Source organism: Nitrosospira sp. TNL200 (assembly GCF_055386305.1).
The window spans coordinates 1,517,283-1,542,262 of the sequence record NZ_AP041003.1; the positions used below are offsets into that span (position 1 = coordinate 1,517,283).

Here is a 24,980-nt window from a genome sequence, read left to right on the forward strand (position 1 = left end):
AATCACACACTCCATCCCGTCCAGCTGCCGGATTTAGGATGACATCCCACCGGCCCTGCCTTGCAACCTCATGACAATCATCAGCAGACTGAAAAAACATGGCGTTTCGGCCATTTTCTGGATCGCGATCGGCTTCCTGTCCTTTCTTACTTTCATTTCCTACAAGGCACATACGCGGGCGTACGATAACTGGCTCTGGGTGGAACATGCGCAGCAGGTCAATCTTGAAATTGAAGAACTGACCACGTTGTATTTGAGCACGCGTACGGCGTGGCGAAATTATCTGACGGCGGGAAATGAAATCGATTTGCGTATTTATGAGGAATCAATAAAGGCGATACCGTCCAAAATTGCCTCCCTGGAATCATTGACCAAGGACAACATGCAGCAAAACGAAAGGATCAAGGCCGTATCGCTTCTGTTGAAGCAGGATATCTCCTTGATAAGAGGCTACATGGCGCAAAAAAAGAGCGGGCAATATGTCGATCCGGCCGTGCCTTTTGCTCCCGGCCTGAATTGGGAAAAATTCAAGTACATTACAGAAGTAGTTCAGGATGCCGAGAAAAAACTGCTTGCCGAGCGCTCGCAGAAATTCAAGAACAGCACGGATCGGCTTGCCAGGACTCTCATTGCTGGCAGCTTTGCCAGTTTTGTCATGCTAACCTTGGTCTTCTATTTTTTAAATAAGGAGGTGAGACAGCGCAGAGCCGCCCAGGAGGCCCTTGCCGAGAGCGAGCGTCATTTCCGGCTGGTTGCCGAGGCGGAACAGGCCGCAAACAAGGAACTGGAGAGCTTCAGCTATACCGTATCGCATGATTTGCGTGCGCCCCTGCGGGCAATAAACGGGTTTTCGCGCATCCTCAATGAAGATTATGCGGATAAGCTGGATGATGAAGGCCGCCGCCTGCTCAAGGTGATAAGGGATAACAGCAACAGGATGGGCTCGCTTATCGACGATCTGCTCGCATTTTCCCGATTGGGCCGCAAACCTGTCGCCGCGGCAAGGATCGATATGACTGCCTTGGCCGAGGCCGTCAAGGAGGATCTGCAAAACGAATCGAAGGATCGATCCATGCAGATCATCATCCACCCATTGCCGCCAGCACTGGGAGATCCGGTCCTTATACGGCAGGTATGGATCAACCTGCTTGCCAACGCGATAAAGTTTACGGGGCATGCCGCCTCCGCCTGCATCGAAGTAGGCGCTATCGGCAATGCGGAGCAGCAGGGCAGCGCTAACCATGTTTACTATGTCAAGGACAACGGCGCCGGCTTCGACATGGGCTACTACGACAAACTGTTCGGCATTTTTCACCGGCTGCACCGCGATGACGAGTTTCCAGGAACCGGCGTGGGTCTTGCCACCGTCCAACGCATCGTCATACGGCACAATGGGCGGGTGTGGGCTGAAGGCATGGTGGATCAGGGAGCAACTTTCTTTTTTGAGCTCCCGCGCGGCGACGGGCGAGAGTGAGTGAGCGTGCGAATAAACCGATAAACAACAGGGTTAAACGATGAATCAAAATGAATTAGTGGAGATTGTCCTGGTGGAAGACAATCCCAGCGATGCCGAACTGACGATCCGGGCGCTGAAGAAAAACAACCTGGCCAACCACCTGATCTGGTTGAAAGATGGGGCAGAGGCGCTTGAATTTCTATTTTGCACGGGCCCGCATGCGAATCGGCCCCAGGCTCAACCCAAGCTGATCCTGCTCGATCTTAAGATGCCGAAAGTGGACGGCATGGAGGTGCTGCGCCGCGTCAAAGAAGATGATAACCTGAAATCCGTCCCCGTGGTGGTGATGACTTCATCTAATGAGGACCAGGATATCGTTGAAAGCTACAAGCTGAGGGTGAACAGTTATCTCGTCAAACCGGTCGAATTCGAGCAATTTCTGGAAGTGGCTTCAAATGCAGGTTTTTACTGGCTACTCATAAACCGCGTACCCGAAAGATAAAACGGGCAACGGCATGATCATCTCGCCAGCTCTTCCGGGGGTTTGCATTTGCCATAGTGGTCGAGCGAGATGCCTGCGCGCCTTGCCTCGCATGGATTGTCATAGGTTTGGCCGTCACAACCGCAAACGGGTGCGAGTTTCTTTTCGCAGGCAGCCGGTATAGGCTTGCAAGCTCCTTTCGCATCGGGTGCCTTGCACTGGCCTGTGTTCTTTTCGCAATACTGCCCGCCTGGGCATAGGATACCCAGTATTCCGCCGCACTCCACCGGTTCGACCGGTTCGGGCGGCACACACCGGTCGGACAATTCCACCCGGATGGAAGTGCCCGGCCTTGCCTGAAGGAGCCGAAGCTGCATGACCAGGTCGTCAAACTTCCCTTCGGCCGCCATGAATCCGGCTTCCGCGCAGGCTGACAAGCCGAATTCCATCGAGGCAGGACTCCCCGCCCTGGGAATATAGGTATAGAACGTATCGATGGCATTGCTGCTGATAGCGTCACCTATCAGCTTCCGCACCGAACGCAGCAAGCTTTTGTCCGGCGTGCCGCTGTGGCTGCCAATGGCGATATTCACGGCCTGCCCTGCTGCCTGGGCGTAGCCCTGGTCCTGGGCTGGAACAGGTATGCTGGCGAAAAATAACCCGCCAAGCAGCAAAATCCGGCTCAGGCATCTCGCCGGGAAAGTGTGAGTCAAGGGCAGCACGGAAAGTAGGCCATCAATAGCACCATAAGCACGATAAAACAACAATCTCATTTTTTGAGGCTGCTCTCATTCAAAACAGGATCCACCCCAAATTATTCCGGGCTGACCTGAACGCGATGGAGATCCGGAAGGTTGCTTTCAGATTGCTTTCCGAATCTCTGCAGCAAATTCCTCTGGCTCCGGTACTGAGGGATCAGTTTGGGCCGATGGAACCGCCTTGCTCGTCCTTCAGATCCTTTATGGGTTTCCCCTCTTTATCCCGGGGAAAATCCGGTGGCGACACGGCATCCTTGCTCCGGTCAACCCGCTTCTTCTGATCTACATATCCGGTATCCATCTCCTCCTTGTCTTTTTGCATGCCATAATATTTTTCTTTCTGGCCTCCTTTTTTGGAACCGGTTTCCTTGCCCTTGTCGCTGCCGCTGTAGCCGGCGGGATTTTCCTTGGTCTGCCCGGAGGCACCGCCGTATTGAGCATTCGCAATGCCGGAAATCCCCAGGAGAACGGTACCGGCAAGGATCAGCGCAGATGCCGATGAGCGTACGGTTGAAGCAGATGAGAATTTCATGACTGTTCCTTTTTTGATCCAGCAATATTGCTGGATCAAAAGAATACGCAGCCGCAGCTACCTCTTCAGTGCGGTATCACACCAATCCGGTGTTTGGCGATATGACACTTAAAAACGGGAGCCGGGCGCAGGGGACACCCGGTTTATATGGAGCGGCAGAAGAGGAGATGCTGTAATCCGAGCTCGGCGTTTGAAAGTAACCAGAGGAAGACCTGGCCTGATCAGGAAATGGAAAGGAAGGTGTGGAAAAAAAGGCGAAGGAGGAGAGAGGAGGTAAGGGGGTCCCAGGTGCGCGCCTGGAACCCCCGAACACAAGGTTTAGTACCGGCCCTTGAGCTTTGGACCGGTTCCGCCGCTGCCGTCGTCGCCGTACAACTGCATATCCTGATAGGTGCCCGAGCTCTTGGACGAATCTCCGTATCCGCTTCCGCTCGTCCGGCTGCCGTCATACCGGCTGGACTGGCCCGAACCAGCCGAGCTCCTTGTGCCATAACCATAATCGGACCCCCCTCCTGAAGTGCCCGATGACGTGGAACCGCTGGGCTGCTGCATGGAGTCTCCCTGGCCGTAACCCTGCGCATGCGCCATTCCCGCGACGCCGAAAGTAAGCACGCTGGCTAACATTAATGATTTTACTGATACTATTGGAGAAAATTTCACGATTACCCCTTTTTATCCGCCCAGCGACATCCGCTGTGGCAACGATAATACTTCGCTCTTTCCGGCTGTTCAGTGCGCTAGCACACGGATGAGATGGGGATCGTTTTCCGGTCCGCCTCGATGGCGCGGCGCTTCATTCAGGCCGGCGGGGAACTCAACAAAATAGAATGAGACCTGGCAACGTTATCAATTTGCCGCTCGGGCGGGCATGTGGATATCTCGAAACTGTTCTTTTGATCCTGTTCATGAGTGCGAGTATCGGTCCGCTGCACGCATTCACCTTTGAAACCAAGGGCAGCCCAAAAATCAGGAGTGATGATGGCAATTTCGAAATGGTTTTTGGTGCCCGCGCCCATCTCGACGTGCATTCCTTCGATAACGATAACGCAAATCCTGCCTATCCGGCTTTTGGAAGCCAACGGCCCGATGGCAACCCGCATAGCGGCTTCAACTTCCGGCGGGGGTATACTGATGTAACAGCCAGATTCCATGACCTGAGCTTCAAATTCCAGAACGATTTTGCGGCAGGAACTTTTCCCGGCAGTTTGCGTGAAGCCTGGGTGGGCGCGAAGATCGGGCCGGGCCAGCTGACAATCGGCCAGTTCAAGGCTTATCGCGGCATGGAAGAGTTGACCAGTTCGAATGAGATTACCATGATGGAGCGCCCCTCGACCTCGTCCACAGGCATTTACGGCGGACGGCAATGGCTGATGGGAGTGGGTTACAAGGGCATGATCACGGACTATCTGGGTTACGGCGTGCACGCCATGAGCCTCGCCCACGCCGGCATGCCTATCAGGGGATCGAGCTATGGGGGGCGGTTGGTCTGGCTGCCGCGCTCGCGGGAGGGCGATACGCTTCATTTTGGCTTCGCCTACAGTATGGATACGTCTTCCAGCGAGTCACTCGCCGCCAAGGTGGTCGATATCTATGGCGGACGCCGGGGATATACCCAATCCTTCGGGTCCGCCGGCGCAGCCATGGGGCCATCCCACGACCGCACCCAATCCACCCTCGCGTTTGAAGCCGCCTATTCGCTGGGGCCGGTCACATTTCAGGGGGAATATGCGGTGGTGAAGCTTGACAACACTCACCTGCTGGCGGGTGCGCAGAAGGATTCCCACGTGCAGGCCTATTACGTGCAGGCCAGTTGGTTTGTAACCGGGGAAAGAGCCATTTACCGGAAGGAGCGTGGCGCTTTCGGAAAGCCCAAGCCCTCAAGGAAATGGGGAGCAGTCGAATTGGCCGCGCGCTACGATGCGGTCGAAAACAAGGATCAAAGCCTGGTCGCGGACCCTTGCGGCACCGGCACGTCCAAATGCCGGACCCAGGTACTGACACTGGGCCTCAACTGGTATGTGCGGGAAGGTGTGCGGCTCATGCTCAACTATTACCTTACCGAAAACGCTATCGGAAATGCCGGGCCGGGCACGCCAAACCGTACCGACACGCCTTCCGTGATCTCCTTCCGCACGCAGTTAAGTTTTTAAGACCGGCCGGGACCGGCGGAGCATCGGGATAGCGTGTTATCCGCCTCCTACATGCGCTCGATGTATTCGCCGCTATCGGTATTGATCTTGATCTTCTCGCCTTGCAGCACGAATGGCGGAACCATGACGACCAGCCCTGTCTCCAGCGTGGCCGGCTTGTAGGAGCTGGTGGCGGTGGCGCCCTTGAGGTTGGGCTCGGTATCGGTAATGGTCAATACCACACTCGCGGGAAGCTGCACCCCGATCGCACGGTCGTTATGGAAGTTGACCTGGATATCGGTGTTGGGCAGCAGGTATTCGTATTGCCCTTCGAGAAATTCCTGCGACAGGTTGAGCTGCTCGTAGTTTTCCTTATCCATGAAAACGAAGTTGCTGCCGTCCTGGTAGAGGAAGGTCATGTCCCGTGGTTCGACGAACGCGCGCTCCACCTTGTCTTCGGTGCGTATGCGCTGGTTGGTCTTGGTGCCCGCCTCGATGTCCTTCATTTCCACCTGCATAAAGGCGCCACCCCGACCGCCCACGTGAACGTGGTAACATTTGAGCACGCGCCAGATGCGCTTGTCCCACTCGATCAAGTTGCCGACGCGGATTTCTGTTGCGAGCACTTTAGCCATTGTTTTTCCAGTTCCAGTGGGTCAAAAAGCGCGCATTCTACACTAAAAGGCCGGCTGCCATCTCATGCAATCCTCATTCTCGGCGGACTGCCGCCAATGCCCGCGCCTTGCGGGCCACCTGGACGAAGTAAAGGCGCGCTACCCGTCTTATCATGCCCGCCCGGTCGCCCCCTTTGGCGATGCCGCCGCCCGGCTTCTCATCGTCGGGCTGGCGCCGGGCATGCATGGAGCGAACCGGACCGGCAGGCCCTTCACCGGAGATTTCGCCGGCATATTGCTATACCGGACCCTGCACAAGTTTGGATTTGCGAGCCATGCGGGTTCCGATTCCCCTGACGACAATCTGCGGCTCATGGATTGCCGCATCACCAACGCCGTCAAGTGCCTGCCTCCGCAAAACAAACCGGAGCCTTCGGAAATACGCAGTTGCAATTCTTTTCTCGCCGCCGAGATCACCGGGTTCCGGAAAGAGGGTGGTGCCGCGATCCTGGCTCTCGGGGCAATAGCCCATCAGGCGGTACTGCGCGCACTCGACCTCAAATTGAAGGATTATCTCTTCGAGCACGGCGCGGTGTACAAGGTGGCTGGCGAGGCTTCGAGTCCGGTTGCCGGCAGCCCGGGCTCGCCCGATTCCGAGCGCGAAATGCGGTTATATGACAGCTACCATTGCAGCCGCTACAATACCCAGACCCGCCGCCTGACGCCGGAAATGTTCGAGCAGGTGTTCGTGAAGATTTGCGCGGATCTGGCTGCGAGGTAGGGTAGGCGAGGTAAGAAGGCAAAGGCGGGGCAGGGATTGAAGATCGAGATGGAAACGATGGAAACATAAAGAAAAAGGGAGGATCAACCATGCCTTATGTGAACATTCGTATTGCTGGCACGCTCAGCCGCGACCAGAAGAAGCAGATCGCCACGGAGATTACCGATACTCTCGAGAGAGTCGCCCACAAGCCCAAATCCTATACCTACATTGCTTTCGACGAACTGCCGGACGAAAACTGGGCGATTGCCGGCAATCTGCTAGGCGAGGAGGAATAACTTCATTGCCGGCAGCATCCGCTTTCGACAGCAAGGAATTCTGCTCCAGCCTGCCTTCCCAGCCGGGGGTCTACCGCATGCTCAATGCCGCGGGGGAGGTGATCTATGTCGGCAAGGCGATCGACCTGAAAAAGCGCGTTTCTTCGTATTTTCAGAAAAACGGGCTGGGGCCTCGCACGCAGTTGATGGTATCGCAAATCGCCGGGGTCGAAACGACCGTCACCCGATCCGAGGCCGAGGCGCTGCTGCTCGAAAACAATCTCATAAAGAGCCTGGGACCTCGCTATAACATCCTGTTCAGGGATGATAAATCCTATCCCTACCTAATGCTGAGCGCACACCGTTTTCCCCGCCTGGGCTTCCATCGCGGCCCGCTGGACAAAAAAAATCATTATTTCGGACCTTTCCCCAACGCGGGCATGGTGCGGGAGAGCATGCAGTTGCTGCAAAAGGTGTTTCGCATCCGTACCTGCGAAGACAGCGTATTCAGCAACCGTACCAGGCCGTGCCTGCTTTACCAGATCAAGCGCTGCAGCGGGCCTTGCGTCGATCTTGTCGAGGAATACGCTTACCGGGACGATGCGCGGGACGCCAGGCTTTTCCTGGAAGGCAAGCAGACCGAAGTGCTGCAAAGCCTCTCCAGAAAGATGCAGGAGGCGGCGCAATTACAGGAGTATGAGCAGGCCGCGCTGTTTCGCGACCAGATCCAGGCGCTGAGGAAAATCCGGGAAAAACAGTTTGTCGATAACGGCAGGGCGCTGGATGCCGACGTAGTAGCCTGTGTCGCCGAAAGTGGCGGCAGGGGCCGGCTCTGCGTCAACCTTGCCATGGTCAGGGGCGGGCGCCACCTTGGCGATAAAAGTTTTTTTCCACAGAATGCGGAAGGCTACGAGCCATCCGCCGCGGTGGAGGCTTTTCTGGCGCAGCATTATCTCAATCGCAGTGTGCCGCATGTCATTGTCGTGGGCGAAAAGATCCAGCGGGAAGCCCTGCAAAACCTGCTCGGCGAGCAATCGGGGCGCAAGGTTCTGATCAGTTGCAATCCCATCGGGGAACGGCGCGTATGGCTGGGGATGGCAATGGAAAACGCGCGGCTCGCACTGGAGCAGATGCTGGGCCGCCAGGCCAGCCAGGAGGAGCGCCTGCAAGCCCTGCAACAGGCCCTGAACATGCCTGGAATCGGGCGGATCGAATGTTTCGACGTCAGCCACACGCAAGGCGAAGCGACCATCGCATCCTGCGTGGTGTACGACAATTTCGCCATGCGCAACAGCGAGTACCGCCGCTACAACATCGCCGGGATCACGCCGGGAGACGACTATGCCGCCATGCGGAATGTATTTTTAAGGCGCTATCATAAGATTGCCGAGGGCGAAGGCAGCCTTCCCGATCTCATCCTGATCGACGGCGGCCGAGGCCAGGTCAGCGCCGCGCAGGAGGTATTGGTCGAACTTGGGCTGAACGATGCCTGCCTGCTGGGCGTGGCAAAAGGCGAAGAACGCAAGCCCGGACTGGAACAATTGATTTTCCCGGAGGTTGAAAAGCCGTTACAATTATCCACGGACCACCCCGGATTGCACCTGATACAGCAGATCAGGGACGAGGCGCACCGTTTTGCAATTTATGGACATCGTGCCAAGCTGGGCAAGGCGCGCACCCGGTCCAGCCTGGAAAAAATCGGAGGTGTCGGCGCCAGGCGCCGTCAGAGCCTCCTTTCCCGGTTCGGCGGGCTGAAAGGCGTACTCACCGCGAGCGTGGAAGAATTGCAGCAGACCGAGGGTATCAGCCGTGCGCTGGCGGAGAAGATTTATAGGGAACTGCACTGAATTCGCCATTGAATTCGCCTGAGGCTTTAGCCCATGAAGCGCATAAAACGGGATTGGCCATGCCCAGCGGCCGGCTGTGCCGTTTGGGATGTTCCAGGATCATTTCGGCCGATGCCGGGCCTGGCTGCGAAGAATTCACGCGTCCCGGATATTTTCGGGAAGCCATGAAACCCGGGAACAATCCCGAGCGCAGGATGGGCAGCCTGACGTGAAACTCATTTGCGACAATGAATTTACCGAACTGCTATTCCAATGGCGCAGGCGACCTCATGCCCTTCAATCTCCCTAACGTACTGACGTGGATGCGCATCGTGGCAATTCCGCTGTTCGTGGGAATTTTCTACTTTCCGCCCAGCTGGCTGTCCCAATCCGACCAGAATCTGATTGCTACCGTCATTTTTACCGTGGCGGCAATTACCGACTGGCTGGATGGCTACCTCGCGCGGGTCCTTCAACAGACCTCCGCTTTCGGCGCATTTCTCGACCCCGTGGCGGACAAGCTGATGGTCGCGGCGGCGCTTATCGTGCTGGTTTACCTGAGCCGGCTGGATGCGCTGATAGCATTCATCATCATTGGCAGGGAAATCACCATATCGGCCCTGCGCGAGTGGATGGCGCAGATCGGAAGAGGCAAGAGCATGGCCGTGTCTTTCCTCGGCAAGCTGAAAACCACATCGCAGATGGTGGCCATTCCATTGCTGCTTTATCATGACAAGATCGGCGAGGATTTCAATGCCCATGCCGTCGGAACCTGGCTGATCTACCTTGCGGCGGTATTGACGCTGTGGTCGATGGGTTATTACCTGAAGGTGGCCATCCCCCAGGCATTGAAGCACGGCTGATCGGGAAATGCCAAAGTACCCACCCGAATCTGGCCTTTCTTGACCAAACATGGCGCCGTCCTTATAATGCCGCCATTGTATTTGCGGGAATAGCTCAGTGGTAGAGCACAACCTTGCCAAGGTTGGGGTCGCGAGTTCGAGCCTCGTTTCCCGCTCCAGTATCGTGGGAAAATGGATTTTCCGCATGAGGCATACCCCGATTATCGCCTCACGCCAATCCGTTTTCCCTTTTTAGTTTGCGCCTATAGCTCGGCGCATCGACGCGCGAACCATTCGGGTTGCGCAAGAATGGCGGGGTGGCAGAGTGGTCATGCAGCGGCCTGCAAAGCCGTCTACGCCGGTTCGATTCCGACCCCCGCCTCCATAAAATCTTCTAGTGAAATATAGTAAGATCCTAAAATCCGCATAAGTGCGGGTTTTTATTGCACTTTTCGTCAAACTAGAGGTGCTATTACCTAAGGAAGCGCTGAACAAATCATCATTTGATCGAAGATGGCACGAGCAGGCGGCACTCATTCATCATTTACATCGACGCGGGCAAGAAATGCCTGCTCTGCTCCTGTTTTTGGGCGGCATTTGCCCTGTTTTCCCGCGAATTTCATCGTTTCGCCTATTTCAGGACGCACCTTGGGCGTCGAGTGCAAACCGTCGCCGCTTGGCGATCAGCAGATTCGCCAATCCGAAGAGGGTATAAAGCTGTGCCGTGTTTTTGGCCAGTCCGCGATAGCGCACCTTCTTCATGCCGAAGAGGTTCTTGACGATGTGGAAGGGATGCTCGACCTTGGCCCGCACACTCGCCTTGATCTGCTCGATCTGCTCCTTCAGGCGGCCAATTGGAGTATCCGGCAACGTCTTGCGCTTGCCGGGGCGCATCGCTACTTCCCATTGAACTTCGGTATTCAGGTTCTCTTCCCGTTTCTCGACACCCTGATAGCCAGCGTCGCCAAAGACAACCTTCTCATTCCCATGCAACAGCGCATGGGCTTGGGTAACGTCATGGGTATTGGCTGGCGTGGTAACCAGCGTATGGGTAATGCCAGACTCGACATCGACGCCAATGTGGGCCTTCATGCCAAAGTGCCACTGGTTGCCTTTCCTGGCTTGGTGCATCTCTGGATCACGCCCGCCACTCTGGTTTTTGGTCGAGGACGGGGCTGCGATGATCGTCGCATCGACGACGGTGCCCTCCTTGAGAATCAACCCCTTCACGGCCAGCAAGGTATTGATGGCGGCAAAGATGCGCTCGGTCAGCTTGTTGTCTTCAAGCAGGCGACGGAACTTGAGCAGGGTGGTGGCATCCGGTGCCGACTCACGCAACAGGTCAATCCCGACAAAGGACCGGAGAGCCTGACTGTCGTAAATGGCATCTTCAATGCCTTCATCCGAAAGACCAAAGCATTGCTGGGCGATGTACATGCGCAGCATGCGTTCCACGCCAATCGGTGGACGACCACGGCCTGTGCCCTTGGGGTAGAATGGCTCAATCTCGGCCACCAGTGCCAACCACGGTGTCACAGCATTGATCTGGCCGAGAAATCGGTCGCGTCGCGTCACCTTCTTCTTCGCCGCGTATTCCAGGTCAGAAAAACTCCCTTGCATCGCCAAGTGCCTATCTGTTTTCAATGCACCAATTCTCGCATGTCATCCACTGCCTCCGTTCGTCAAAATGCATTAAATCAGCGTTTCCCTAATAACATCCAGCTTTAGATAGGGGTAACTTTTTGGGGTAACCCGAAATTGTTAATAGAGTTACCCTGCCTCTTCATTGACACTGTAATTCGTAATGCCAAGCCTGGCCCAAAGTCTGCCAAATTGTTTGATGAACGCGCCCACTTCCTAATAGTTACCCCTGCAGGGGGGAAATGGTGGCGGCTCGCCACGCGTTCGAGAGCAACGAGAAAATGGTATTCCATCAGGGTATGGAATGCGGTATCGTTAGGGAGTACAGCGATAGGTTAACCGTATTCCTGCTCAAGGCGCATAAACCGAACAATATCGGCAGGATGCTAATCTCCAGGTGACGGGCAATATGGATTTGGTTTATTAATCCGGCCCTTAAATAAGCTGGTTATGGTAATATTAAGGGATGGAAAAGATCGATGCACGGAAGTTGACAGTATCTGGTCGGGAAGTATTGAGGAGGATGGTTGTCCGGTTGCGCAAGCAGTCTGGAATGCCTGTGAAGGAATTGGCCGAGATAGCTGGCGTTCATTACCGGACGGTGGAAGACTGGCTTTTGCGAGCACGCCGAGAAGGCGAAGCCAGTTTTGGGGAGAAGGTGCGCGGGCGGCCTGTTGGGGCCTGCCGCAAACTGAAGATGGCCGATGAGGTCTGGTTACGCGAGCAGATCATTGGGCAGACGCCGCTGCAAATGCAATTGCCTTTTGCGCTGTGGACCCGACCTGCGATCAAGACGCTGATTCAGGAGAGATTTGGAGTGCAGATGCAGGACAGATTGGTGGGGAAATACCTGAAACGCTGGGGATTCACGCCGCAGCGCCCAGTCAAACGTGCCCTGGAGCAAGACCCGGCCAAGGTCGATATCTGGTTGAAACAGACCTATCCCAATCTCCTGGCGCGTGCCAGGGCACAAGGCGCGATCGTCCTCTGGGGCGATGAGACGGCGGTGAAGGAAGACGCCAACTGGGTTCGTGGTTACGCGCCACGAGGCCAGACGCCTGTTTTGAAGACACCGGCTCGCTGGCAGAAGCTCTCCATGATTTCGGCCATTTCGGCGCGTGGCGAAATGGCCTTCAGAATCATGGAAGGCACGATCAATACCGAGCGTTTCATTGAGTTTCTGGAGGCGTTGATTCAGGATGCCGCGAACAAGCACAAGATCTTCCTTGTCGTCGACAACTTGCGCGTACATCATGCCAGCAAAGTCAGGGAATGGCTTTGCGGGAAGGAAGCGCAGATCGAACTGGTCTTTCTGCCGCCTTACGCTCCGGAGTCGAACCCGGATGAATATCTCAACCGCGATTTCAAGACTGCGCTGCGCACCGGCCCGATCAGCCGCAACACCGATGAACTACTGGAGAAGGCCCTGTCTTTCATGAAGCGCATCGAAAGCTTGCCAAACCACGTCATGGCTTACTTCAGACATCCTGCCGCTGCTTATGCAGCCCATGGTATTTAAGGGCCGGGTTAATAACGCACTCTCGATGCGCGGAAGAGAGTCTGTAAACAATAAGCGGTTAACCGGTATTCTCGATATGCCGGCAAATACCTGTCCCAGCGTATCTGAATAACCATCTCTGAAACTGAACCATTAATCCGGCCCAAAAATAGCGACGGCCAATTTAGCTATAAGTGACTGATTTCTATGAAGCTAGATCAAGGGTATTAAAGGGTTTCCTTAATAACTCCAACGCTGCGGGGAGGAAACCACCGCTCGTTTTGGAAATCCATTAATTCTGAAGCTGAAATATTCAGCGCATTAACCAGTTGGCAAATATCGAGCAGGACAATGTTTCTCTGCCCCCGCTCAACTCCGCCAAGACGGCTATTCAACTTCACACCACTGATAAATCTGCACCGAATCGCCAATACCCGCGCGATGCGATGAACAGCGCTGCGGCAAGAGATTAAAACCATATGCGGTCAATATCTGCTGTGCTTTTTCTCTTTCGATGCGATTCATAGATTCGATATCGGGTACGACCTTTTTCCTTTTAGGTATGAAATCCAAGCGGCACGAAGCTCCTACCGTGACTCCATCAGCAGGATTCACGACCACGCGAAGGTTAAATTTTTCCGTTATCCAGCGCACAGCCTCACAACTGTATTGGCTGCTTGTCAAACCAAGGCTATCGGCCATTTTTCGTTTCCTATTAGCTCGATCTGCAGTTGAATCACGATGACCTTGAAATAGCGCGAAAACCGGTCCGCCACGTTGATTCGCCATCTGTTTAATATGAGGCAAAAAGCCTTCTCCCTGCGGAAAATTTCCACTGATTTGTGTAAAAGCAACTTTTGAGGGGAAGGCCAAGGCAAGCCACGACCATGGCGGATCGCCTTCGGTTATTAAAACGGTAGTGTGAGAGGGCTCCGATAGCTCGGGAACGTCGACATAAAAAGGTTTATCACTCCATGGCGTGTGCCCCCAAGTGGGAATGCCCCCTGCAAAAACTACAAGGGTGGCAATCATGATCGCCCAGAAAGACACGCGCCGAGCTTTGTCATACGGCAATAGCTTATTACATAGGATGAAGATCGCTAGCGGAGCGAGTAATTCCATCGGGACCAGATATCGGTAGATACTGAAAAGCTTCATCCATAGCACAAAGCTGATCACGATCACGACTAGGATATATCTCGCAGATGGGTCCATTTGCAACGCGTGTGATTTGCTCTGGCGGCGTAGCAGCGTCGCAATAATTAGGGCAATCAGTAATGCGTAGACAATTGCCCAGATAATCTGCCGAACGTCAATTTGGCCCACTTTCCGCGAATCAATAGAAATGATGAATGGCCAGAGTATTTCCTGCCATATCCCTTTGGGGAGCCAGGAGGTATCTGCAACACTTATTCGTGCCGCCAGATCATTGGGGAAGATACTCCCAAACTGGGGAAAGAGCGGGTTGCCGAACGTCTGCCACATGATATAGAACCAGTATCCGGCGGTACACGAGAAACCGACCAAAGTGCCGACACCAAAAACGAAGGCAATTTTGACACGTGCTATAAGTGATAGGGGGAAGGCAAACAAGCCCGCGCAAAGCGCGATAGCATAGATCGCATTGGTCAATTTTAGACCCGTACCCATGCCCATCAGTATGCCTGCTGCAAACAACGTTAATATGGAGAGAACGCGCTCCGTTCTATATCTCTCCCAAGCATGCAGAATTATCAGAATGGATGAAAGACAGAAGACCGAAGTCATATTGTCTCCCATCGTATTTCCAAGCTCTGAGAGAAAATTGGCCGTCAGGCATCCTGAAAAGGCCAGTAGCAAAAGTATCCGATACTTGTCTGTTTGGGGTAGCGATGGCAAAACTCTGCGGCATATCTCGACCAGAAACACAAAATTTAAACCATGCGCTGTGCCCATCAGAAAACCAAGCAGAGGAGGGGGCAGATGCATCGTGCCGAAGTAGTACGGCACATCCAGAAGTGGATTGAAGTAGTTTTGAAACCCCCCCGGTGCAAAGTCTGTGGCAAGTTTGTCGTTAAAAAGAGCGAAAGGGTTGTATAGATGGTAGTTGAGAAGATCCCAGTTGGCATCCGCGCCCAGCAAAACTGACCATACACCAAAAGCCAATGGCGTCAATATGATCGCGTTACGATAGGCCGCAGCACTGTTGAGTCCAACGGTAAAACTGCGGAAAAGGAAGTTTGCGGCGGTAGATCGTCTGTTGCTAGTTGTGGAAATGGCACTCATGACGCTTGATTAAAAACCCACCATTTGGAAACTGCAAAATTAACGAACATCGCAATGCAGGAGCCAACCATCACGCCTATGAGTGGTTTCCATTGGGTATCAGGGCCGATGCGCAATATTGCTGCGTAGGTAATAAAATTGATTAGCCAGCCAAATGTCATCGCCGAAAGATAACGCCACCATTCCACCCACGGAGACCGTGGCTGTGCGTTTAAAAATGTAAAGCGCCGGTTCATTTGCCATGTAACGAATATGGCGCAAAGAAATGAAACTAATCGGCCAAGGTAAAGCCCGATTCCGAACTGAATGAGGAGGTAAAGAACCCCTGCGTCTATAAGGAAACCAACGATCCCAGCCGTTGCAAAGCTTGTCAACTGACGTCTTGACATGAACGATCCAGGGTTCTTCTGGCGGGACCCGGAATAGATAGATAAGCGAAGCGCTTTGCCTCGATTCGGCCAAGCGTAACAGTATCAAGCACGATGCCGCAAACCAGCAGTATTGCACCGAGCAACATCAATGCAACACACAGAAGGGCGGTGGGAAGGCGCGGTACCAATCCGGTACTGAAGTATGTTTCAAACAAAGGAATCGCTAGCGCAACAGAGGTAAGTGCACACGCGATAAACCCGATAGAGAATGCAAGTAACGGTCTTTCTGATTTGAAGAGAGAAATTATTGTCCAGAGAATGCGTATCCCATCGCGGTACGTACTGAGTTTGCTAGTGGAACCTTCAGGTCTGGATCCGTAAGAACTCCGAACTTCTAGAATGGGCATGGATAGTTCGAGGGCATGCACCGTTAATTCCGTTTCGGTTTCGAATCCCGTTGAATGCGCTGGAAAAGATTTGACATATCGGCGCGAAAATATTCTATAACCCGATAGCATATCCTTTAATGATCGGCCAAAAATGACGCCCACACATCTTGTCAAAAGGACGTTGCCGAATCTATGTCCAGTACGATAGGCCGCCTGTTCTTCTGTTTGTCGCATCCCTACTACCATGTCTAAACCGGCCGCAGTCAGGCTGGAGATTAGTTCAGGCGCTTGCGCCGCATCATAAGTATCATCTCCATCAACAAGTACATAGATATCTGCTTCTATATCAGCAAACATTCTTCGAATGACGCTGCCTTTGCCTTGGAATTGCACTTCGCGCACAATGGCGCCAGCGTTACGTGCTACTTCCATGGTTTTATCGGATGAATTATTATCGAATACGTAGACTTTCGCGCCTGGAAGGGAATGACAAAAATCCCCGACCACCTTTCCTATGGTCGTTTCTTCGTTATAGCAGGGGATGAGGACAGCAACGTGGTTAAAACAAGAATCTGGCATTTGGAAAATCTATGAGGATTGTAATGGCATAGCTATTTTTGATTTTCTCGAAGCTCAAATGAGGGAATCAGAGAGATACTTGGCATCAGCTTAAAGAAGTTTACTATGAAACTTCCTGGCAATTGCGAAAGGCTTTACTCCCGTTGCTGTCAAACAACGCTGGGCACGATCAGGAGCAAGCTCTTTTTGGTTTGCTGCCAGATATCCCCATAGAGCCGGCTCGAAGCGCAGGGGATATGGGTGCCGGGGCCAAGAACGGGGGCGGTAATGGGGTAATAATAAAAAGGGAAGAAATTACATTTATTTACCTGGTATCAAGTCGTGCTAACACTTGCCAATGCTTACATCTGTGAACCATACAGCTGTCCCGGCGCCATCCCGATATCCAGTTGCGTCAGCGGCAAGGATGTTGGCAGCGGGAGATGCAGGGCTTCGTAAACGGGGGCATTGGAAAAACCGTAGGGTGCTGCTTCCTCGTTGCTGAAAGCGTAATAAGCTTTATCCACCTTTGCCATGATCATCGCGGCCAGGCACATCGGACACGGATGGCCGCTGGCATACACCACGCTGCCCTTTAAATCCGGTCGTCCCAACTGACGGCAAGCCGCTCGCAATGCCTCCATTTCGGCATGCGCGCTGACGTCGTGAGTCTGTATGATGTTATTGACGCCAGTGGCAACCACTTTGCCGCCGATAGCCAGTACCGCACCGAAAGGGCGGCCGCCCTGCTTGTGGTTGTCCTGAGCAAGGCGCACCGCCTCGTGCAGCAGTCGTTTATGATCGGCCATCGCATCTCCCGGGATTGTTGCGTCCGTTGCGCGCAGTTGTCTCGCTGCCGTGGCAAGCACAAGGCCCGATGCTGCTGACAAGAGCCATCTACGCCTGGCATTGATCATTTTAACCTCTTCTCGGAATTATGTAGATTCTTGTCAGGCAGCTTGGAAGTGTATCAGTCATGTTTCCATGTCATGAATCCCTTTTCCCGCAAACCGATGTGGGGATGGCGATTGAGATGCATGAATGCCTTGGCTCCGGTACGCGGTATACGGCGGGATAGCCGGATGCCGCCATTGCCGGGCCTCCAATTCCGCTTCGCGGACCCCTCAGGTTACGCGCGGGCGAGACACTATCGCAGTCAAAATTCACTGCGGCGGTTGCATTTCGGCTCCTGACGGAGGCGAGGTCACGATGGCAGGCGGATTGGCAGCATAAGGATTGTTGGGGCTATCCGGGGAATATTTTGAGCCATAGCGGCCGTAGGGGTTGTTGATGCTGTCTGGCGAGTATTTGCTGCCATACCTCCCGTAAGGGTTGCTGGTGCTGTCCGGGTCATGGGGGTTGCTGCTCAGGTTGCCGAGATATTTTCCGGTCTGGCGGTCGATCAGAATAGGCGGCCCGGCCGCAGCCATTTCCAGTGCCAGGGCAAGAAGCAACCCGGCAGCGAATGAAGCGTTATCCTTGTTCATCGATCTATTCCCCTTTTCCTTTTTTCCGGAGCCTTTCTTTGAATTGATCCGGTGTTGCCGCATCTATCCGGCTAGATTGTGCGGTTCCGCTTCCCGCTCGCAGGTCTCTGTCATATCTGCCCGCATGCTCATCGTACGGGTTTTGGCATTATTGAAAAGTGGACCTTGGTACTATTTCTGCTGTCTTCGCATTACCTGCACGGATTCTTAAAACCAGTCCCGCTCGATAACCAATGACATCAGGAAGGTGGATGGCGCGCGCATTCCGGTGCGCGGCACATGAAAAAGAAGAATCCGTGGGAATGCGGACCGATGAATTGCCCGATATGTCCGATATAATCAAGCCTGGTTTCATCGAATCACCGAGCTCTGGCTCAGTCGGGAATTTGATGGAAACGTGTGATTGACATCTGCGATCATCCCATCTAGAGTAATGGTCCCTGAATGCCATTTAATTAAATTGTCAATAACTTGAGAGGAGAGTAATGATGAAAATAACCAAAACACTGTTAGCGGGTCTTGCATCAGGATTGCTGCTGGTAGGGGCTGCCCAGGCAGGCGAACAAAAATTCACGGTGGTGATTAATGCTTACGACACCAATATTCCCGAACTCAACGTCGAAGGCGTGACAGTCAAGAACATCCGTGCTTTCAATGTGCTCAATGAGCCGGAAACCCTGACGGTCAAGAAGGGGACTGACGTGAAGATTACCATTGAGAACAAATCCCCCATCAGCGAGGGTTTTTCCATCGACGCTTATGGAATCAAGGAAGTAGTCAAGAAAGGAGAGACCAAGACCATCAGTTTCAAGGCTGACAAGGCCGGCGCCTTCACCATCTGGTGCCAGCTCCATCCCAAGAATATTCATTTGCCCGGTTCCTTGAACGTAGTGGATTAAACAGCCACGCAGAAGGATAGCGGTTCAGCGGTGAGAAATCCTCACCCTGCGAGCCATCAAACCCGCCACTTTGGCGGGTTTTTTTTTGCATTCGAGAAGCAATCCCATGCCTCCAAAGCATATGCCAGTATATGCTGCGGTAATATGGAAAGATCAAACCGGCAATTTGACGAAGGGAAACGGAAACGTGAATGATCTCCAAGGCTTGATTAGTGCTGTCATTTTCGCCTTGACCCGTCCCGTAAATTCTTGAACCCAGAAACGCACGGGTGTAACAATGATGGAGGAAACTAGTCCAGGCTGGCCTCATGCTTAAATGGAAACATGAGGAAGCATGAGAGTTCAGCAATGTAATTCGTCTACCGATGGGAGTATCGATACATTACCGACAAGGAGATGAAACATGAACAGCGGACTGGTTTTCTGGGGTACATATATCCTTGTGCTTGCTGCCGGACTGGGCATAATGGGAGTGGATTAAGGAAGCAGGATGGCCGGTGTTTAGTCCCTTTTCATTCCCTCCTTCTATTCCCTCTTGTAGCAGCGGAATTGTGAATGTGCGGAACAGAACGCAATGCCGCCCTGTTTGACCGGAAAAAGTAATCCAGAAATGATTCATGGGTGTCCCAGCGTACAGACTCCTATAGCGGTCAGCGCAATTATCTGCCACATGACCATTATCAAAAATAGGGGATATGGGATGAAACCTGTCTCGGTGTTTTCCGTTCTTCGATCGGGTTTGTTTGCTCTTACGGCATGCGGGCTGATGAGTTCCACGGGTGCGCAGATTCCCGGACCCGGCCAGGTTGGCGGCATGGGACAAGGAGGTGCGCCCGCGGGAGAGTTTCCATCTGACCAGGGCAATGTAACGTACGGTCAAAGGTACACGCCGGCCGAAGATTTTCCCCCAGAACCTATTCGGGACAATAAGGACAGGAACGGGGATAAGAACAAGAAAACCCCCAGTGATTCTTCCGGGGAATCATTGCCTCAGCCGGATAAACGGAGCGCAGGAGAAAAGGTGGACACCTCCATTGAATCGGAGGCGCCGGAAAGCCATTCTCCCGGTACGGCCGATGCCGGCGCGAAGCAGAAATAAGGCTGTCAATTGCTGCTCATAAATATCTGTCGCTGGTAAACACATTTTCCCATCCTGCAAACCACCGTTGCGCTGGGGTAGCCTTACTGAACCTGAATCCGGCAGCTGACCGGTCAATTCCAGCTTAGAGTCTTGATCCACGAAGACTTTCCGCGGTACCCGGCGTTCCGTTCACCTGTATGGTGAATCGCTGCAGAGCGAATTGAGGTTGAGGGCTTTCCGGGTGTGTTACCGCACAGATCGCGCCGTACCAACACCGGACACTTGCACGCGGGATTGCCTTTCATGTTTTTTCCGCATACTGAATAGCGCATCTACGAGAGTGTATACCCGGCACGCGGTCTTCAAAGGCTATCAGCCTTGGCGAGCCCCTTTCCATAGCCTGCGAAAGCAGTTGTTCTGTTGAATTTCTGGAGCGATGAAATGAAAAAATCAATGGATAAGGATGCGTTTGGCTTGACTTTCGCGCAGTTTGAAGATTGGGCCGAGAGAAGCTCAAGAAAAATCTTCAAACGCAATAAAAAAGAACGGCTGTTCATGGATGATGTTTATAAGGACAGCGATGGCAGAAGCAAGGTCATACCCATTTTTCGCAAATCCAGAAATCGTCCCGACACCAGCAGATAAGCCGGGCAGGCAGATGGTTTTCTTTACCCGCAGAAGATTTTCTCTGGATCCGCAGGATGCAGGCCGGTGCCGGGATCGCCCCAAGATAGCGTTTACCTTTTTATCCGTTTACCTGGAAGCGCTTTCGAGTCCGCTTCCGCACCGCCAGCATAGCTGAAAATTAGCCGGGTTTTCCTCGGAGCATGTGCGGCAAAATACCACGCCTGTCTCTACAGGCGCTTTTTCATAGGCACGTACCACGGCCTGCGCCCGCGGCAGATCATCCTCGCGAGCAATCCAGACTTCCGGATACGCATGCGTGAAAGGGATGTCGCCCACGCCACCCTGAGCGTGCTCGTTGAATAGCCGCGCTTCGATGTTCGCATGTGCGAGAAGGTCGAGCAGGATATGCGCCTCCATCAGGTTGGCGGCGGAACAAAGCTTCTTCATGGACCGAAGCCGTGCTGACCGGGCGGCCTTATCATTCCCAGATCCTCATTTGTTGCATTCACTTCCTTCCTTGTTTTTGCTGCATGCACTCCGCGAACCACAGGTTTGCAGACCTTGTTGCTGGCTTGGCGCTGGATTCCGGGTCAGGCCCGGAATAACGAGGTTCATGGTATTTTCCGGCTGGATCAATAGCAACAGCATTTTCCGGCACGGTTGTTCTTTGACCGATTCCCGCCTGGTTCATTTGCCGCGAAGCTGCGCCGAATGATACGGATGCGGTTACGGTTCAGGGATTGGGCGGCAGGCCCGAACTGATTTCCAGCGCGATGAACTGGGTAAGCTGGGCTGGCGCGAAATTGTTGTCGGCTACCAGGATGATCGTCCGCTTGCCATTGAATATCGGGCCAAACGTAATGCCTTCGATATTACCCGCTGCGAGCGCCGAACCATCGATATTTTTTAGCTTGGAAAGATCCAGAAGCAACGTCTTGCTGACCAGCTGAATATTCCTCCCTGCGATGGAATCCATGCCTGATACATCGGTAGCGTGGCGTGCGTCCGCATAAAACAGCCGGACGGTAAATCCGGTGGCGATACTCCCTGGTGTGAGGGCGCCAAGCGTGAATGAGCGCTCGATGGTGATGAATTGCCGGTCGCCGATGGCAATAAAATCGGTCAGGCCGTTGGTGGCGAATCCGCCAAGGGAGGAGGGTGCGAATACCACCGGCCCCACAGGGTAGATATACTCCTCGGCAGGCCTGCTGCTGGCAATGTCGAAGGAAAGAATGCGCGCGCGCGAACCGGTGACGACGCTCGAAGGCGGCGAATCCTGTACCAGGCCATTTTCCGTCGCGGTGTAGAGCGTGCGCCCCTCCAGCGAGATTGCCAGGCTTTCGAAGGCGAGGTTGTTGTATATCCCTTTGTCTCCCGGAAATATTCCCATATTGGATCCGTCGGGGAAGTAGCGGGAGGGTACAGGGAAATCGCTCACGTAGCTGCCGTCCGGATTCATCACGCGCACGGCAGGGTTGGCGAAGCCAAAAATGCCGCGCCGGCCTTCGCTGCTCCAGTATATGCGGTTGCTGGCGCGATCGAATCGCAGCGCTTCGGGGTCAAGTCCGTTTTTTTCGAAGCTGTTTCCGTCCGGTCCCCGTAACAGGGTTACCGAATGGAATTTCACCCCATCCATCCCGGGCGTGGCGGAACGCTGGAACAGGGCAAGATCAAGCGACAATTCGTAAAAGCGCGCATTGTTCCGGTCGTCGCTGATTGCAAGGTAACGATCAGTTGCCGGATTATAGTCGAGCGAAGACAAGCCGCCGATGAGCGTGCCGTTGAAGCGCGTTTTGTTCGGCACGATTTGCTGGCCGATATAATTGAGGACGATATGTTCCGAAGCGGAAGCGGGAGCATGAAAGCCGGCAGCCGCAATGGCGAGGGCGAGGGCGGCGGCAGTGATTGTCTTCATAGGGTAATTATGAGCGAGTCTATTTATTCCTGATACTGCAATATTGCTCAGCCGGGGGGGTTACTATACGTGTTTTGGCGGCTTTGGGGACCTCCCGTCTTCCTGCCCGGCTTCATCGCATGAACAGTTTATTTCAGATGAGTTACAGTACAAATAATGCGAGAAGGTTTCGCTGGTGGGCGCGCTTTCTGGCGCATCTGCTCCTTGCTACCGCAATATCGGGATGCGCCAGCTTCACCGAGGTGAGGAAATTCGCTTCGCTTTCGGGGAATGCCGCAGGCTTCGATGGAATCACGAGAGATTATGTCGAAGCGCCCGAGCGGCGCAAGCAATACCAGCCTGCGAAATTTTACCCCGACCTGGAATCGATGAAGGCGCGCCGCGAGGCACAGCACGCCAGCCTGGATTTACTTCAGCAAACCCTGGCGGATTACATGCATGGCCTCGATGCGCTGGCTTCAGGCGACATGAGAGTTTTCGACAAATCGCTCGTCGATGTCAGCGCCAGCCTCAACAAGGCGTCGATGCTCGACGCGAATGAAAAACAGGCCGTGGGTGCGCTCTCCACCCTGTTTGCCCGTTCCGCCACCGTCTGGTACCGGGAGCACGAGATGAAGAAGTTGATCGGCAGAAGCAATGAGCCGCTTCAGGATGTGATCAGGGCAGCACGCAGAATCGTGGAAAACGGCATCGTGGCTGACCTGCAGGTGGAATCGGCCCTGATCGCGCGTTATTATGACAACATAATGCTCGCCCCGGACAATCCCCCGGAGCCGGTTGCGATGGCGTTGGCGAAGGAGGTTCGGGCGGAAGCATTGAGCCGTGCCGATGGCCGTATCCGGAGTGCCCGGGCTTATGATAATGTCTTGTCGGGCATTGCCGCTGGGCACCAGTACCTGTACGACCACAGGAAGGCTATCGGCGCCATTGATCACGGCGAAACCGGACTGCAGTTCAAGTCCCGCATAAATACGCTTCGAACTGCTTATAAAACCCTGCTCGATGTTTCCCGGTAAAAAGGAAAAGGAGGAAAAGTATCATGGAACCTCTGAGTGCGGATGAGGCTTTCGAGCTGGGCAACCTGCTTCGCGATACCGCGGTGGCATTGGGAGAATGGCGCGTAGGGCATCAGGGAAGCCTTACACGGCGTGAATGGGATGAACTGGATGAGCGGGAAATCGCGCTTCTGAACAGCGCATCCGCCATGTATACCGCGGCGATAGGCGTGGTCCTGGCCGATAGCGAGCCTGCCCTGGCACGCCTCCAATCCAGCGTGAAACACGCAAAAACGGCGATCGGACGTATCGCCGTTTTCAAGCAGGCGCTGGATCTGGCATCCGCACTGATTCTCTTCGCCGGGGCGATCACGTCCGGCAATGTCGCCGCGCTTCCGGTTGCGGTGGTATCGCTGGAGGATGCGGTGGCGGCAATCTTCTCTTCCGCCGGTTCGGATGACTGATGGATGACTAATCGTTTCGACGCTGCCCGATGATGCCGGCGGACAAGGATACCGCTTCACCCGACGCGACGGTTCAGCCGCTCCGGAATAAACGGCTTATCCTGGCCGCTGCGGGATTCGCAATCGCGGCCGCCCTGCTGGCAGGGTGGTATTTCACCCAGGAGCGGAAAGACGCGGATACGCTGGTGCTGTATGGCAATGTCGATATCCGCCAGGTTTCGCTGGCTTTCAACGGCAGCGAGCGGGTAGCGGAAATGCGTGTCCAGGAAGGCGACCGGGTAAAGGCCGGGCAGGTGCTGGCAACCCTGGACACCCGCACTTTGACACTGCAGATTGCCCAGGCGGTGGCGCAAATCGAGGTGCAGGAGCAGGCCTTGCTGCGGCTGAAGAACGGTACGCGGCCGGAAGAGGTGGCCCAGGCACGGGCTCAAGTGGCTGCCGCGCAGGCGGATGCGGATTTTGCTTCGCAACAGTTCGAGCGTCTGCAGAATATCGAGCAGGAATCGGGCGAGGCGGTCAGCCGGCAGGATCTGGATAACGCCCGCTCGCGGAAGCGGGCAGCCCTGGCGCAACTGGAGAACCAGAAAAAAGCGCTGCAACTGGCGCTCATCGGCCCCCGCCAGGAGGACATCGCCCAGGCCGAGGCGCAGTTGCTGGTGTCCCAGTCGGATCTTGCCCTCCTCAGGCACCAGCTCAGCCTTTACGAGTTGCAGGCGCCGATCGATGCCGTGGTGCGCTCGCGCCTGCTCGAACCCGGAGATATGGCTTCCCCGCAACGGGCGGTCTACGCCCTGGCGATAACGGACCCAAAATGGGTGCGCGCTTACGTGTCCGAGGTCGATCTGGGGCGCATCAAGCCGGGCATGAGCGCGCGCGTCACGACTGACAGCCACCCAGGCGAATCCATAGCGGGGTGGGTGGGATTTATTTCCTCCATGGCCGAATTCACCCCCAAAACCGTGCAGACCGAGGAGCTGCGCACCAGCCTGGTTTATGAAGTCCGCATCTTCGTCGAGGACGCGGCCAACCGGCTTCGCCTGGGCATGCCCGCCACCGTGTATATTTCCCTGAAGGATAACGCCGGTTCACGGCAGCCTCCGGGCGATGGGTGAAA

At 54.5% G+C, this 24,980-nt stretch carries 26 protein-coding genes and 2 tRNA genes; 16 read left to right on the top strand and 12 right to left on the bottom strand.

From position 1 onward, the window contains the following. Positions 1–70 precede the first annotated feature (70 nt). Both ACZ5CE_RS06720 and ACZ5CE_RS06725 read left to right on the top strand, forming a co-directional pair. A complete protein-coding gene (locus ACZ5CE_RS06720; RefSeq protein ID WP_464577156.1) occupies positions 71–1,474 on the top strand; it encodes a sensor histidine kinase in 1,404 nt (467 codons plus the stop codon). 40 nt (positions 1,475–1,514) lie between these two features. Then, the gene (locus tag ACZ5CE_RS06725; protein WP_464577157.1) at positions 1,515–1,958 is read left to right on the top strand and encodes a response regulator; all 444 of its coding nucleotides are present in this window, start codon (positions 1,515–1,517) and stop codon (positions 1,956–1,958) included. Positions 1,959–1,975: 17 nt separating this feature from the next. On the opposite strand, the gene ACZ5CE_RS06730 is transcribed toward ACZ5CE_RS06725, so the two are convergent. From ACZ5CE_RS06730 to ACZ5CE_RS06740, 3 genes are all read right to left on the bottom strand, one after another. Next, positions 1,976–2,710, bottom strand: coding sequence for a Kazal-type serine protease inhibitor family protein (locus ACZ5CE_RS06730; protein ID WP_464577159.1), 735 nt, complete (start codon positions 2,708–2,710; stop codon positions 1,976–1,978). Positions 2,711–2,852: 142 nt separating this feature from the next. Continuing rightward, positions 2,853–3,227, bottom strand: a complete 375-nt coding sequence (locus ACZ5CE_RS06735; protein WP_464577161.1) for a hypothetical protein — start codon at positions 3,225–3,227, stop codon at positions 2,853–2,855. A 318-nt stretch (positions 3,228–3,545) separates the two neighbouring features. Further along, positions 3,546–3,851, bottom strand: coding sequence for a hypothetical protein (locus ACZ5CE_RS06740; RefSeq protein ID WP_464577162.1), 306 nt, complete (start codon positions 3,849–3,851; stop codon positions 3,546–3,548). 281 nt (positions 3,852–4,132) lie between these two features. Between ACZ5CE_RS06740 and ACZ5CE_RS06745 the strand changes: the two genes are divergently transcribed. Beyond that, positions 4,133–5,377 (top strand): OprO/OprP family phosphate-selective porin, encoded by a 1,245-nt coding sequence (locus tag ACZ5CE_RS06745; RefSeq protein ID WP_464577164.1) that lies wholly within the window; start codon positions 4,133–4,135, stop codon positions 5,375–5,377. Positions 5,378–5,424: 47 nt separating this feature from the next. On the opposite strand, the gene efp is transcribed toward ACZ5CE_RS06745, so the two are convergent. Then, positions 5,425–5,991 carry an elongation factor P gene (gene efp, locus ACZ5CE_RS06750; RefSeq protein WP_464577165.1) on the bottom strand — a complete coding sequence of 189 codons (567 nt, stop codon included), beginning with the start codon at positions 5,989–5,991 and terminating at the stop codon, positions 5,425–5,427. A gap of 64 nt (positions 5,992–6,055) precedes the next feature. Between efp and ACZ5CE_RS06755 the strand changes: the two genes are divergently transcribed. The 6 genes from ACZ5CE_RS06755 to ACZ5CE_RS06780 all read left to right on the top strand — a co-directional run bounded on the left by ACZ5CE_RS06755 (position 6,056) and on the right by ACZ5CE_RS06780 (position 10,061). Next, positions 6,056–6,751, top strand: coding sequence for a uracil-DNA glycosylase (locus ACZ5CE_RS06755; RefSeq protein WP_464577167.1), 696 nt, complete (start codon positions 6,056–6,058; stop codon positions 6,749–6,751). An 89-nt stretch (positions 6,752–6,840) separates the two neighbouring features. Then, on the top strand, positions 6,841–7,029 hold the full coding sequence (locus ACZ5CE_RS06760; RefSeq protein ID WP_464577168.1) for a tautomerase family protein: 189 nt from the start codon (positions 6,841–6,843) through the stop codon (positions 7,027–7,029). A gap of 5 nt (positions 7,030–7,034) precedes the next feature. Beyond that, positions 7,035–8,855, top strand: coding sequence for an excinuclease ABC subunit UvrC (uvrC, locus tag ACZ5CE_RS06765; protein WP_464577170.1), 1,821 nt, complete (start codon positions 7,035–7,037; stop codon positions 8,853–8,855). A 269-nt stretch (positions 8,856–9,124) separates the two neighbouring features. Next, positions 9,125–9,697 carry a CDP-diacylglycerol--glycerol-3-phosphate 3-phosphatidyltransferase gene (gene pgsA, locus ACZ5CE_RS06770; RefSeq protein WP_464577172.1) on the top strand — a complete coding sequence of 191 codons (573 nt, stop codon included), beginning with the start codon at positions 9,125–9,127 and terminating at the stop codon, positions 9,695–9,697. 83 nt (positions 9,698–9,780) lie between these two features. Then, positions 9,781–9,855: transfer RNA gene (locus ACZ5CE_RS06775), tRNA-Gly, on the top strand. Between the two features lie 132 nt (positions 9,856–9,987). Further along, positions 9,988–10,061: transfer RNA gene (locus ACZ5CE_RS06780), tRNA-Cys, on the top strand. A 251-nt stretch (positions 10,062–10,312) separates the two neighbouring features. Here ACZ5CE_RS06780 and ACZ5CE_RS06785 read toward each other — a convergent pair. Continuing rightward, entirely contained in the window at positions 10,313–11,296 is a 984-nt protein-coding gene (locus tag ACZ5CE_RS06785; RefSeq protein WP_464574943.1) for an IS5 family transposase, read from the bottom strand. Between the two features lie 487 nt (positions 11,297–11,783). Here ACZ5CE_RS06785 and ACZ5CE_RS06790 point away from each other — a divergent pair, with 487 nt between their 5' ends. Next, positions 11,784–12,836: an IS630 family transposase gene (locus ACZ5CE_RS06790; protein WP_464576386.1), complete on the top strand. Its 1,053-nt coding sequence runs from the start codon at positions 11,784–11,786 to the stop codon at positions 12,834–12,836. A 366-nt stretch (positions 12,837–13,202) separates the two neighbouring features. On the opposite strand, the gene ACZ5CE_RS06795 is transcribed toward ACZ5CE_RS06790, so the two are convergent. The 5 genes from ACZ5CE_RS06795 to ACZ5CE_RS06815 all read right to left on the bottom strand — a co-directional run bounded on the left by ACZ5CE_RS06795 (position 13,203) and on the right by ACZ5CE_RS06815 (position 17,885). Then, a complete protein-coding gene (locus ACZ5CE_RS06795; RefSeq protein WP_464577174.1) occupies positions 13,203–15,080 on the bottom strand; it encodes a hypothetical protein in 1,878 nt (625 codons plus the stop codon). Continuing rightward, the gene (locus ACZ5CE_RS06800) at positions 15,077–15,469 is read right to left on the bottom strand and encodes a GtrA family protein (RefSeq protein WP_464577176.1); all 393 of its coding nucleotides are present in this window, start codon (positions 15,467–15,469) and stop codon (positions 15,077–15,079) included. The genes ACZ5CE_RS06795 and ACZ5CE_RS06800 overlap by 4 nt, the downstream gene beginning before the upstream one ends. Continuing rightward, positions 15,451–16,419, bottom strand: coding sequence for a glycosyltransferase family 2 protein (locus tag ACZ5CE_RS06805; RefSeq protein WP_464577178.1), 969 nt, complete (start codon positions 16,417–16,419; stop codon positions 15,451–15,453). The genes ACZ5CE_RS06800 and ACZ5CE_RS06805 overlap by 19 nt, the downstream gene beginning before the upstream one ends. A gap of 341 nt (positions 16,420–16,760) precedes the next feature. Next, entirely contained in the window at positions 16,761–17,207 is a 447-nt protein-coding gene (locus tag ACZ5CE_RS06810) for a nucleoside deaminase (protein WP_464577179.1), read from the bottom strand. Between the two features lie 354 nt (positions 17,208–17,561). Further along, entirely contained in the window at positions 17,562–17,885 is a 324-nt protein-coding gene (locus tag ACZ5CE_RS06815; RefSeq protein ID WP_464577181.1) for a hypothetical protein, read from the bottom strand. Positions 17,886–18,370: 485 nt separating this feature from the next. Between ACZ5CE_RS06815 and ACZ5CE_RS06820 the strand changes: the two genes are divergently transcribed. The 3 genes from ACZ5CE_RS06820 (at position 18,371) to ACZ5CE_RS06830 (ending at position 20,510) form a co-directional block, all read left to right on the top strand. Further along, complete coding sequence (locus ACZ5CE_RS06820) at positions 18,371–18,784, top strand: nitrosocyanin (protein ID WP_464577183.1); 414 nt, start codon at positions 18,371–18,373, stop codon at positions 18,782–18,784. A 700-nt stretch (positions 18,785–19,484) separates the two neighbouring features. After that, the gene (locus ACZ5CE_RS06825; RefSeq protein ID WP_464577185.1) at positions 19,485–19,883 is read left to right on the top strand and encodes a hypothetical protein; all 399 of its coding nucleotides are present in this window, start codon (positions 19,485–19,487) and stop codon (positions 19,881–19,883) included. 423 nt (positions 19,884–20,306) lie between these two features. Beyond that, positions 20,307–20,510 carry a hypothetical protein gene (locus tag ACZ5CE_RS06830; protein WP_464577187.1) on the top strand — a complete coding sequence of 68 codons (204 nt, stop codon included), beginning with the start codon at positions 20,307–20,309 and terminating at the stop codon, positions 20,508–20,510. Positions 20,511–20,618: 108 nt separating this feature from the next. On the opposite strand, the gene ACZ5CE_RS06835 is transcribed toward ACZ5CE_RS06830, so the two are convergent. Beyond that, positions 20,619–20,939 (bottom strand): putative signal transducing protein, encoded by a 321-nt coding sequence (locus ACZ5CE_RS06835; protein ID WP_464577188.1) that lies wholly within the window; start codon positions 20,937–20,939, stop codon positions 20,619–20,621. Between the two features lie 286 nt (positions 20,940–21,225). Next, complete coding sequence (locus tag ACZ5CE_RS06840) at positions 21,226–22,407, bottom strand: esterase-like activity of phytase family protein (RefSeq protein WP_464577190.1); 1,182 nt, start codon at positions 22,405–22,407, stop codon at positions 21,226–21,228. A 137-nt stretch (positions 22,408–22,544) separates the two neighbouring features. Here ACZ5CE_RS06840 and ACZ5CE_RS06845 point away from each other — a divergent pair, with 137 nt between their 5' ends. From ACZ5CE_RS06845 to ACZ5CE_RS06855, 3 genes are read left to right on the top strand one after another with little or no spacing between them, the layout of a single operon-like run. Continuing rightward, positions 22,545–23,423, top strand: coding sequence for a hypothetical protein (locus tag ACZ5CE_RS06845; RefSeq protein ID WP_464577192.1), 879 nt, complete (start codon positions 22,545–22,547; stop codon positions 23,421–23,423). A 23-nt stretch (positions 23,424–23,446) separates the two neighbouring features. Beyond that, positions 23,447–23,866, top strand: a complete 420-nt coding sequence (locus tag ACZ5CE_RS06850; protein ID WP_464577194.1) for a hypothetical protein — start codon at positions 23,447–23,449, stop codon at positions 23,864–23,866. A 29-nt stretch (positions 23,867–23,895) separates the two neighbouring features. Continuing rightward, positions 23,896–24,978 carry an HlyD family secretion protein gene (locus tag ACZ5CE_RS06855; protein WP_464577195.1) on the top strand — a complete coding sequence of 361 codons (1,083 nt, stop codon included), beginning with the start codon at positions 23,896–23,898 and terminating at the stop codon, positions 24,976–24,978. Positions 24,979–24,980 lie beyond the last annotated feature (2 nt).

Coding starts and splice junctions, on each gene's coding strand:
- ACZ5CE_RS06720 (WP_464577156.1), top strand. CDS start 71: ATGACAATCATCAGCAGACTGAAAAAACATGGCGTTTCGGCCATTTTC.
- ACZ5CE_RS06725 (WP_464577157.1), top strand. CDS start 1,515: ATGAATCAAAATGAATTAGTGGAGATTGTCCTGGTGGAAGACAATCCC.
- ACZ5CE_RS06730 (WP_464577159.1), bottom strand. CDS start 2,710: ATGAGATTGTTGTTTTATCGTGCTTATGGTGCTATTGATGGCCTACTT.
- ACZ5CE_RS06735 (WP_464577161.1), bottom strand. CDS start 3,227: ATGAAATTCTCATCTGCTTCAACCGTACGCTCATCGGCATCTGCGCTG.
- ACZ5CE_RS06740 (WP_464577162.1), bottom strand. CDS start 3,851: ATGTTAGCCAGCGTGCTTACTTTCGGCGTCGCGGGAATGGCGCATGCG.
- ACZ5CE_RS06745 (WP_464577164.1), top strand. CDS start 4,133: ATGAGTGCGAGTATCGGTCCGCTGCACGCATTCACCTTTGAAACCAAG.
- efp (WP_464577165.1), bottom strand. CDS start 5,991: ATGGCTAAAGTGCTCGCAACAGAAATCCGCGTCGGCAACTTGATCGAG.
- ACZ5CE_RS06755 (WP_464577167.1), top strand. CDS start 6,056: ATGCAATCCTCATTCTCGGCGGACTGCCGCCAATGCCCGCGCCTTGCG.
- ACZ5CE_RS06760 (WP_464577168.1), top strand. CDS start 6,841: ATGCCTTATGTGAACATTCGTATTGCTGGCACGCTCAGCCGCGACCAG.
- pgsA (WP_464577172.1), top strand. CDS start 9,125: ATGCCCTTCAATCTCCCTAACGTACTGACGTGGATGCGCATCGTGGCA.
- ACZ5CE_RS06785 (WP_464574943.1), bottom strand. CDS start 11,296: ATGCAAGGGAGTTTTTCTGACCTGGAATACGCGGCGAAGAAGAAGGTG.
- ACZ5CE_RS06790 (WP_464576386.1), top strand. CDS start 11,784: ATGGAAAAGATCGATGCACGGAAGTTGACAGTATCTGGTCGGGAAGTA.
- ACZ5CE_RS06795 (WP_464577174.1), bottom strand. CDS start 15,080: ATGAGTGCCATTTCCACAACTAGCAACAGACGATCTACCGCCGCAAAC.
- ACZ5CE_RS06800 (WP_464577176.1), bottom strand. CDS start 15,469: ATGTCAAGACGTCAGTTGACAAGCTTTGCAACGGCTGGGATCGTTGGT.
- ACZ5CE_RS06805 (WP_464577178.1), bottom strand. CDS start 16,419: ATGCCAGATTCTTGTTTTAACCACGTTGCTGTCCTCATCCCCTGCTAT.
- ACZ5CE_RS06810 (WP_464577179.1), bottom strand. CDS start 17,207: ATGGCCGATCATAAACGACTGCTGCACGAGGCGGTGCGCCTTGCTCAG.
- ACZ5CE_RS06815 (WP_464577181.1), bottom strand. CDS start 17,885: ATGAACAAGGATAACGCTTCATTCGCTGCCGGGTTGCTTCTTGCCCTG.
- ACZ5CE_RS06820 (WP_464577183.1), top strand. CDS start 18,371: ATGATGAAAATAACCAAAACACTGTTAGCGGGTCTTGCATCAGGATTG.
- ACZ5CE_RS06825 (WP_464577185.1), top strand. CDS start 19,485: ATGAAACCTGTCTCGGTGTTTTCCGTTCTTCGATCGGGTTTGTTTGCT.
- ACZ5CE_RS06830 (WP_464577187.1), top strand. CDS start 20,307: ATGAAAAAATCAATGGATAAGGATGCGTTTGGCTTGACTTTCGCGCAG.
- ACZ5CE_RS06835 (WP_464577188.1), bottom strand. CDS start 20,939: ATGAAGAAGCTTTGTTCCGCCGCCAACCTGATGGAGGCGCATATCCTG.
- ACZ5CE_RS06840 (WP_464577190.1), bottom strand. CDS start 22,407: ATGAAGACAATCACTGCCGCCGCCCTCGCCCTCGCCATTGCGGCTGCC.
- ACZ5CE_RS06845 (WP_464577192.1), top strand. CDS start 22,545: ATGAGTTACAGTACAAATAATGCGAGAAGGTTTCGCTGGTGGGCGCGC.
- ACZ5CE_RS06850 (WP_464577194.1), top strand. CDS start 23,447: ATGGAACCTCTGAGTGCGGATGAGGCTTTCGAGCTGGGCAACCTGCTT.
- ACZ5CE_RS06855 (WP_464577195.1), top strand. CDS start 23,896: ATGATGCCGGCGGACAAGGATACCGCTTCACCCGACGCGACGGTTCAG.